This window comes from Streptomyces sp. NPDC057253 (genome assembly GCF_042669125.1).
Lineage (GTDB): Bacteria > Actinomycetota > Actinomycetes > Streptomycetales > Streptomycetaceae > Streptomyces.
Window position 1 is genome coordinate 1 of sequence record NZ_JBHUXV010000002.1, and the last position, 8,485, is coordinate 8,485.

The window sequence follows — 8,485 nt, forward strand, 5'->3', positions numbered from 1 at the left end:
GTACAGTAACCCGTGGACGGACCTGATCCGGCCGTCCCCGGCCAGGGTGATCACGTCGGAGCCGGCGACCGGTGCGGATCCGTCGGCCTCGCTCACCAGCTCCCACGAGAAGCGCGCGGTGTCGTGATGACCGTCGACGGCGCCGGTGAGACGGAAGGCGAAGCCGGGGAACTGCTCGTGGGCCGCCGCGATCACCGCGGCGATGCCGTCGTGGCCCACCACGTCGGCGAGCGGGTCGGTGTAACCCCCGCCCACGGCCCAGGCGGCCGCGACGGCCTTCGTACGGGCCTCCGGCTCCCGTGCGTTCCAGGCTTCGAAGTAGCGGGCGACGGCGGTCTCGTAACGGTCCGTGTTCGCGGACATGGGGAATCAGCCTCCATCGGAGTCATCTGCGCTGGTCGGATGTGATGCCCCAACCCTGCCCGCGCCGCCCGTGACCGTCGATTACTCCTCGGGTAATAACGTTTGAGCGTGTACCCGTCAGATTTCGGCCAGTGGTGCCGGTGAATATGCCAGGAGACTGGCCAAAAAGATGTGGTGACAGTGTTTCAGTAGTGAACATACTCGACTGAAGGCCCTTCACGTCGAGCGAAGTGCCCGTCACGTACAGCAGCAAAGCCGCGTAACGCCTATGAGCCGCACGGAAGCGAGGCCCTGCCGACAGCCGAACGGAGCAAGCGGGGGAGTGGAACGTGCACGACGAATTCCTGTGCCATGTCACGGGGTACGGCATCTGCGACGGGCGGCGCATCGGTGTGCCCCTCGGCACTTATCGGGCGCCCACGCTCGCGCTCGCGCTGTGGTGGCTGCGTGACCGGGCCTCCTGGATCGCGGATCGATTAGACCCGCAGCCCGAGGTCGGGTACTTCCCCGCGGGTGCGCTGGCGCCGGTCGCCGAGACCGTGCTCGACGTGCCCGGGCTCATGCGGGCCTGGTGCGCGGACCCGGCCCAACAGGAGCTGATCGCCGACGAGTTGGCGGCCGGACGGCTGATCCGGATCGCGGCGAGCGACGACACCACGGAGTACGAGCTCCTGGCGGAGTCCGTGGACGCGGTGAGAATGCACCGCACGGCGTCCACCCTCTTCACCCCGGTGGCCTGAGCCGCTGGGGACGCCGGGCTGGGGATGCCGGGCGGGGGTCGCCCTGCCGGCGGTCCTTCCTTCGCTCTCGTTCCGTCAGGCGGCCAAAGGGGTGAATCGGTAGAATTCTGGCATGGCGGAGCGGCCGGTCGCACCGACGGCGCCCGAGCTCGTCCTGGAGACCGACACCGGCTCCACGGTGATGAGCCCGGGCCACGACTACCACGTCGGACGCGACCCGTTGAGCGACATCGTCATCGACGATGCCCGGGTCTCGTGGCACCACGCGGTGCTGCGACCCGAGGCCGACCATTGGACCCTCGAGGACGAGAACAGCACCAACGGCACCTACGCCGACGGCCGCCGCGTCCACGAATGGGACGTCGGCCCCGGCAGCGTCATCCGCTTCGGCAGCCCCTCCGACGGCCCCTGCGCGGTCCTGCTGGGCCTGCCCACCCCCGAGCGCCCCTCGGCGGTGTCGATGCCCGGCCTCACCGGCACCTTCCGCCGGCCCACCGCCGTACGCCCGCTGCCCACCCGCACCGTCCGCATCGGCCGCGCAGACGACAACGCCCTCGTCATCGACGACCTGGTCGTCTCGCGCCACCACGCCGAGCTGCGCGCCCTGCCCGACGGCGGCTACGAGATCGTCGACCTCGGCAGCCACAACGGCACCTACCTCAACGGCCGGCCCGTCACGAGCGCCCCCCTTGGCCCCGGCGACATCGTCGGCATCGGCCACTCGGCGTTCTGCCTGGTCGGCGACATGCTCCAGGAGTACGTCGACACCGGCGAGGTCTCCCTCGACGTCCAGGACCTCACCGTCGCCGTCGACCACGGCCGCAAGACCCTCCTCGACCACGTGTCCTTCCCGGTCGGCGAGAAGTGCCTGCTCGCGGTGGTCGGCCCGAGCGGCGCCGGCAAGTCCACCCTCCTCAACGCCCTCACCGGCCAGCGCCCCGCCGACCACGGCACCGTCCTCTACGACGGCCGCGACCTCTACCGCGACTACGCCGAGCTGCGCCAGCGCATCGGCCTGGTCCCGCAGGACGACATCCTGCACGCCCAGCTGACCGTCCGCAGCGCCCTGTCCTACGCCGCCGAGCTGCGCTTCCCGCAGGACACCGCGAAGGCCGAACGCCGCGAGCGCGTCGACGAGGTCATCCGCGAACTCGGCCTGGAGCAGCGTGCCCGGCAGCCCGTGCACAGCCTCTCCGGCGGCCAGCGCAAGCGCGTCAGCGTCGCCCTGGAACTGCTCACCAAGCCGTCGCTGCTCTTCCTGGACGAGCCGACATCAGGTCTAGACCCCGGCATGGACCGCTCGGTGATGCACATGCTGCGCGGCCTCGCCGACGACGGCCGCACGGTCATCGTGGTCACCCACAGCGTCCTGAGCCTCGACGTCTGCGACCGCCTCCTCGTCCTCGCCCCCGGCGGCCGGATCGCCTACTACGGCCCGCCCGAGGACGCCCTCGCCTACTTCGGGTTCACCCAGTGGCCCGAGGCCTTCGAAGCCTTCGAACGCGACCAGGACCGCGACTGGGCGGGTGACTTCCGGCTCTCGGCCTTCCAGCACCAGTACGTCAGCGAGGCCACCGCCCAGCCCCGGACGCCCCGCTCCGAACCGGTCATCATCGCGCCCCCGCCGAGGCCCCGCAGCCGCGGCGCCCAGCTCGGCACCCTGATCCGCCGCTACTCCGCGGCCCTCGGCGCCGACCGCACCTTCCTCGCCATCATGATCGCCCTGCCCTTCGTCATGGGCGCCATGGCCCGGGCCCTCGCGGGCAGCCGGCTCACCCGGGACACCGCGATGAACGCCCTGCTCATCCTCTGCGTCGGAGGCGTCCTCACCGGCGCCGCGAACGCCGTGCGCGAGTTGGTGAAGGAGCGGGTCATCTACCGGCGCGAGCGGGCTGTCGGGCTGTCCAGATCGGCGTACCTGATGTCGAAGGTCGTGGTCCTGGGTGCGATCACCGTCGTGCAGGCGGTCGTCCTGACCCTGGTCGCCCTGCTCGGCGTCGACCTCAACGCGCCCGGCGGCGAAGGCGTGTTGATGCCGCCCCTTGTCGAAATCACGATCGCCGTGGCCCTGTTGGCGTTCACGGCGATGATGCTCGGCCTGCTGGTCTCCGCACTGGTGCGCAAGGAGGAGGTGACGATGCCGCTGCTGGTGCTGCTCGCCATCGTCCAAGTGGTCTTCTGCGGCGCCCTGCTGAAGCTCAACGGCGTGCCGGGCCTGGAGCAGCTGTCCTGGCTGGTGCCCTCGCGCTGGGCGCTCGGCGCGATGGCCGGCACCATCGGCCTCGCCCGGATCGTGCCCGGCGACCTCACCGGAGATCCGCTGTTCAAGCACTCCGCGGGCGTGTGGCTGCTGAACATCGGCATGCTCGTCGTGCTCTCCGTGCTCTTCGGTTACGTCGTCTCGCGGCTGCTGCGCCGCCACGAACCCGCGGTCATGCGGAAGTAGAGGCCGCCCATGACGACCCCCGGTTTCCGGCCCACCCACGTCGTCCCCGGGCCCGGCATGCCCGCCTGGGAGGCCCCCGACCCCGCCCGGCCCACCGTGCCCCTCGATCCGCTCCTGCCCGTCCAGCTCGTCGAGCGGCGCGGCGACTGGGCGTACGTCCTGTGCGCCAACGGCTGGGCGGCCTGGGTCGACGGCCGCCAGTTGATCGCCGTACCGCAGGACCCGCCCGCCCCCGAGAGCCCGCTCGCCCGTGCCGCCGACCCGCGCCCCCTCCTGGCCCGCGCCGACGACGCCCTGGCCCGCTACCGGGCCGCCGTCGAGGAGCTCGCGGCCGGCCGGCTCGACGGGGAGGCCTTCCGCGGGCGCACCCGGGGGCTGCGGATCGGGGTGATCGTGGACGGCGAGCACGTGTGGCTGTACGACGCCGCGCACGGGCGCTGGGTGTACGCGGAGGGGACCCGGCTCAACACCTACGCCACCGACGAGGAGCCGCAGGCGGGCGGCCACGCCCCGACCGAGGTGGCGCAGGCGGGCGGACACCCCCCGACCCAGGTGGTGACCCGCGATGGCCCGTGAGACCAGCCTGTTCTCGGGCCGCCCCTCCGAACTGGTCGGCCGGCAGGTCGCGAGCTACCGGATCGAGCAGGAGATCGGCCGGGGCGGCATGGCCGTCGTCTACCGGGCCCGGGACCTGCGCCTGGACCGCACGGTGGCGTTGAAGCTGCTGGCCCCCGAGCTCGCCCGCAACGACACCTTCCGCAACCGCTTCAGCCACGAGTCACGGGTGGCCGCCGCGATCGACCACCCGCACATCGTGCCCGTCTTCGAGGCGGGCGAGACGGACGGCGTGCTGTACATCGCCATGCGGTACGTCGCCGGCAGCGACCTGCGTCATCTCCTGGACCGGCAGGGCCCGTTGGCGCTGCCGACCGCGCTGCGGATCGCCGCCCAGGTCGCCTCGGCGCTCGACGCGGCCCACGAGCACGGCCTGGTGCACCGGGACGTGAAGCCCGGCAACATCCTGGTCGCGCGCGGCACCGACAGCGACCACCCCGAGCACACCTATCTCACCGACTTCGGCCTCACGAAGAAGTCCCTGTCGCTGACCGGGTTCACGACGGTCGGCCAGTTCGTCGGCACGCTCGACTACGTGGCCCCCGAGCAGATCTCCGGCCGCCCGGTCGACGGCCGCTGCGACGTCTACGGCTTCGCCTGCGTGGTGTACGAGGCCCTCACGGGCCACCCGCCCTTCCAGCGTGACGACGACATGGCCCTGCTGTGGGCCCACCAGTACGACGAGCCACCGGCGGTCTCCAAGTCCCGCCCCGGCCTCCCCGCCGGCCTCGACGCCGTGTTCGCCCGGGCCCTGGCCAAGAGCCCGGACGACCGCCACGACTCGTGCCTGTCCTTCGTGGCGGCCCTGCGCTCGGCGGCGACGAGCGGCCACGCGCCGGAGCAGCTCGCCGTGAGGCCCGTGGAACCGGACGAGGTGCGCCCCAAGCAGCCGCCGCGCTGGGCCCGACCGGTGGTCCGGGAGCGGTAGTCGGCCCTGGTCGGCCGGGCCGTCCGCGTCACCCCGCGGCGGATGTGATCTCCCCTGGGCGTCTGACCGGTCGGGCCAGCAGGGCGCCCAGGAAACCGGTGACCAGGCCCCACAGGGCTCCGAGGGCGACCGCGGACCAGAGCTGCGGCGTCAGGAACAGCTTGCCGCCCAGGCCGCCGCCGAGGTCGCCGATGCCGAGGACCGACAGGCCGTACTGGGCCGAGATCCGGCAGAGCAGGCAGATCATGAGGACGGTGAGGGCGAGGGCGACCGCCAGGTGCACGGCGTGCCGCCAGGCGCGGACGCCGGCGGGGGAGCGGGCCGCCATCAGGAAGGCGACCGCGAGCAGCAGGACCGCGTCCACGACCAGGAGCCACCAGATCCGGTCGTCGTGTTCGGCGAGGGTGCGCAGATTGAGCGCCTGGGTGGAGTCCGAGCGCAGCACCTCGTCCAGGACGTGCGGCATGGGCAGTCCGAAGGGGCCCTGCACCCTGCCGTTCCAGGTGGCGCCGAGACCGATGGTCAGGGCGAGCCAGACCAGGTTCGGCATGCCCAGCAGGATCACCGCGAAGGTCTCCGGCACATGGCCGCGGGTCACGGCCGCCCCCAGCGCGACCAGGGTGCCGAGGACGACGTACGCGAGCAGGAGGACCACCATGGCGTGCGCCGCCGGACGCACCGACTCCTGGAAGGGCAGCAGCCGGCCGGGCAGCGGCGCCCGGCGCGACACCAGCAGGGCCAGGATCAGCACCCCGGCCAGCCACAGCAGGCCGAAGAAGAGGGTCGAGGGCACCTCGGTCGTGAAGCCGACCTCGGGCGAGACACCGAGGAAATCGCCCACGTCACCCAGCGTGTCGTCGAGAGAGAGCTTGAAGGTCTGACGGGCCGCGAACGCCAGGGCGAGCAGCGCGAGCAGCCACAGGACGGCGATCCTCGCGGCCCACCCGGCGAGTTCCCGGCCGCCGGCGACAGCGCGGTGCCGCAGCGGCCGCAGGAAGCCCGCGCCGAGCACCAGCGCACCGGTCAGGGTGACCGAGAGCGGGATCACGGTGAGCCCGGCCTCGCTGTTCGCGAGTCCTCCCGCGCTGCCCGACAGTTCGACGGTGCCGCCGACGGCCGTGACGACGGTCGCCATGACGACCCGGGGGAACGCGTTCTGCGGGAGATCCACCGCACCCGCCCCCCACAGTCCCAGCCCGGCCACCACCACCATGGCGACCAGCGCGCCCAGGACCGCGGCCACGGCCTGCGCCCAGCCGTGCCGAGCGACGACTGCCTGGTCGGAGGGGGAGAGAGGGCTCACCCCGCCACGCTAAGCAGCCCCGCGACCGCTCGCCCGCCGGGAGGGCCGTCCGCGTCCGCTTGCGGGTGACACCGAACCGGAGCAAACAATAGGAATGTCGCGGAAGAATGCGGCCAAATCGGGGCAATTGGATCGCGCGTCGCAGGAGTCCCGCGTCGGGAAGAAGAGCTCGTGAGCGTCGAACCGCCCTCGTCGGGCCGGCCCACCGGGCCGCCCTCGGGTCCGCTGTCGGGCCCCTCGCAGCCTCCTTCGGGCCCGCCCTCGCAGCCCCCGGGCAGCGGCGGCGGCACCTCCGCGCCCGAACCCCGCCGCCCCTGGTGGGGATCGGCACCCCGGGTCGCGCTGATCGCGGCCGCGGTGGTCGCCGCCGTGGTCCTCGCGGTCGTCTTCACCCGCTCCGGCGGCGGTTCCGGCACGGCCGGGGGCGACGGCGAGGTCTTCCTCCAGGCCGCGGGCAAGACGGGCCCCGACCCGTTCACCGAGTCGACCGCGAAGGACAGCTCGCTCCCGCCCGTCCCCGCCTCCCCGTCCGGCTCCTCCGAGCCCGCGAACGCCGTGCGCGGCGTCGACGGCGACGCTCCCGGTCTCTACGGCGGCACCCGCAACGTCTCCAGCTGCGACGTCGAGAAGCAGGTCAAGGCACTCCGGGCGGACCCCGCCAAGAACGGCGCCTTCGCGTCGGTCGCCGGCGTCAGGCCGGCCGAGGTCCCGGCCTTCCTGCGCGGGCTCACCCCCGTCCAGCTGCGCATGGACACCCGGGTCACCAACCACGGCTACCGCGACGGCGCCGCCACCAGCTACCAGGCCGTCCTCCAGGCCGGCACCGCCGTCCTCGTCGACGACCGCGGAGTGCCCCGCACCCGCTGCGCCTGCGGCAACCCGCTGACCCCGCCGGTCGCCCAGCAGACCACGCCCAAGCGCACCGGCGACACCTGGCCGTCGTACCGCCCCTCGAACGTGGTCGTGGTCGCACCCTCGACGACGGTCATCAACGTCTTCGTCATCTACGACGCCGACCACCACGACTGGATCGGCAGGCACCGCGGCGACACCGGCCACAAGGACCACAAGACCGAGCCGCCGGTACGGCCCTCCCCCTCGGTGAGCACGTCGACGCCGACCCCTCCGACCAGCCCCGGTACATCGACGTCACCGGCTTCCCCGTTGCCCTGCGTCTCCCTGCCGGCCGACGGCGGAACCCCGAGCGGGACCCCCTCCGGGTCCGCGAGCCCGTGCCCGCCGAGCTCCAGCTCCCCGTCCTCGCTGGTCCCGAGCCCGCCCTCGTCGCCACCGCCCAGCAGCGCCTCCTCGGGTGAGGAGCCCCTGGTGCCCGACTCCTCGGCACCACAGGCCTCCGACACCACACCGGCCACGATCGGCTCGGCACCCCTGTCCGGCGCTTCCGGGTCCCGGGTGGTGTGACGCGTCCTTGGGACTGCGGCGCGCGGCTCGGGGTACGAGCACTGGTGCAGCAGCGTCCGGCCAGTCCGGCATCCGAGAGAGAAACGCATGATCGAGCACCTGGACGGGGCAGTGATACCGACTGGTTTCGACGTGCCCGTGGAACCGCTACGGCAGGCGGCGCACTACACGGGTGAGCCGGGGTGTATCGCCGAGGCGCGGAGTTTCGCCGCGCACTTTCTCGGCAGGCTCAGAACCGAGTGGTGCGCGGCCATCGGTGACCGGGTCGAGGAGGAGGCGCTCCTCGTCGTGAGCGAACTGGTCACCAATGCCGACCGGCACAGCAACGGGCCGTACATCCTCGAACTGGAGGGCACCGACACCGCGCTCGTCGTCACGGTGTACGACAGCAGCGCCGCCCTGCCGCGCAGGTTCCCCCGGGATCCCGAGCGCATCGGACGGCACGGTCTGGAGATCGTGCACGTGCTGGCGCGGGAGGTGGCGGCGGAACGCGTCCCGGTGGGCAAGCGGGTCCGCGCGGTGCTGGGGTTCACCGGCAGGCAGTGACGCGTGGGCGGGAGCGCGGCGGGTGCCGTTCGTGGACGGCACCCGCCTTTCCCGGTGTTGGGGTGCGCCCCGGTCACGCCCCGCCCCACCCCCCCCCCCAGCCCACCCGCCGCCCCCGGAAT

The 8,485-nt window shown here is 72.7% G+C and carries 8 protein-coding genes; 6 read left to right on the forward strand and 2 right to left on the reverse strand.

Annotation, left to right across the window (positions count from 1 at the left end; translation table 11 throughout):
• A partial coding sequence (locus ACFULQ_RS01065) for a nuclear transport factor 2 family protein (protein ID WP_383536330.1) occupies positions 1-363 on the reverse strand: 363 nt, incomplete at its 3' end.
• A gap of 329 nt (positions 364-692) precedes the next feature.
• Here ACFULQ_RS01065 and ACFULQ_RS01070 point away from each other — a divergent pair.
• The 4 genes from ACFULQ_RS01070 to ACFULQ_RS01085 all read left to right on the forward strand — a co-directional run bounded on the left by ACFULQ_RS01070 (position 693) and on the right by ACFULQ_RS01085 (position 5,092).
• Positions 693-1,103, forward strand: a complete 411-nt coding sequence (locus tag ACFULQ_RS01070; protein WP_383536332.1) for a hypothetical protein — start codon at positions 693-695, stop codon at positions 1,101-1,103.
• A 112-nt stretch (positions 1,104-1,215) separates the two neighbouring features.
• Positions 1,216-3,549 (forward strand): FHA domain-containing protein, encoded by a 2,334-nt coding sequence (locus ACFULQ_RS01075; RefSeq protein ID WP_383536334.1) that lies wholly within the window; start codon positions 1,216-1,218, stop codon positions 3,547-3,549.
• A gap of 9 nt (positions 3,550-3,558) precedes the next feature.
• Positions 3,559-4,125, forward strand: a complete 567-nt coding sequence (locus ACFULQ_RS01080) for a hypothetical protein (RefSeq protein WP_383536336.1) — start codon at positions 3,559-3,561, stop codon at positions 4,123-4,125.
• A complete protein-coding gene (locus tag ACFULQ_RS01085) occupies positions 4,115-5,092 on the forward strand; it encodes a serine/threonine-protein kinase (RefSeq protein WP_383536338.1) in 978 nt (325 codons plus the stop codon). The genes ACFULQ_RS01080 and ACFULQ_RS01085 overlap by 11 nt, the downstream gene beginning before the upstream one ends.
• 28 nt (positions 5,093-5,120) lie before the next feature.
• On the opposite strand, the gene ACFULQ_RS01090 is transcribed toward ACFULQ_RS01085, so the two are convergent.
• On the reverse strand, positions 5,121-6,395 hold the full coding sequence (locus tag ACFULQ_RS01090) for a streptophobe family protein (RefSeq protein ID WP_383536340.1): 1,275 nt from the start codon (positions 6,393-6,395) through the stop codon (positions 5,121-5,123).
• 171 nt (positions 6,396-6,566) lie between these two features.
• On the opposite strand from ACFULQ_RS01090, the gene ACFULQ_RS01095 reads away from it, so the two are divergent.
• Entirely contained in the window at positions 6,567-7,817 is a 1,251-nt protein-coding gene (locus tag ACFULQ_RS01095) for a DUF6777 domain-containing protein (RefSeq protein WP_383536342.1), read from the forward strand.
• Positions 7,818-7,904: 87 nt separating this feature from the next.
• Positions 7,905-8,363 carry an ATP-binding protein gene (locus ACFULQ_RS01100; RefSeq protein WP_383536343.1) on the forward strand — a complete coding sequence of 153 codons (459 nt, stop codon included), beginning with the start codon at positions 7,905-7,907 and terminating at the stop codon, positions 8,361-8,363.
• Positions 8,364-8,485 lie beyond the last annotated feature (122 nt).

What these genes read in the sequence shown, in the direction of transcription:
- ACFULQ_RS01075 (WP_383536334.1), top strand. Translation starts at nt 1,216, where the DNA reads ATGGCGGAGCGGCCGGTCGCACCGACGGCGCCCGAGCTCGTCCTGGAG.
- ACFULQ_RS01080 (WP_383536336.1), top strand. Translation starts at nt 3,559, where the DNA reads ATGACGACCCCCGGTTTCCGGCCCACCCACGTCGTCCCCGGGCCCGGC.
- ACFULQ_RS01085 (WP_383536338.1), top strand. Translation starts at nt 4,115, where the DNA reads ATGGCCCGTGAGACCAGCCTGTTCTCGGGCCGCCCCTCCGAACTGGTC.
- ACFULQ_RS01100 (WP_383536343.1), top strand. Translation starts at nt 7,905, where the DNA reads ATGATCGAGCACCTGGACGGGGCAGTGATACCGACTGGTTTCGACGTG.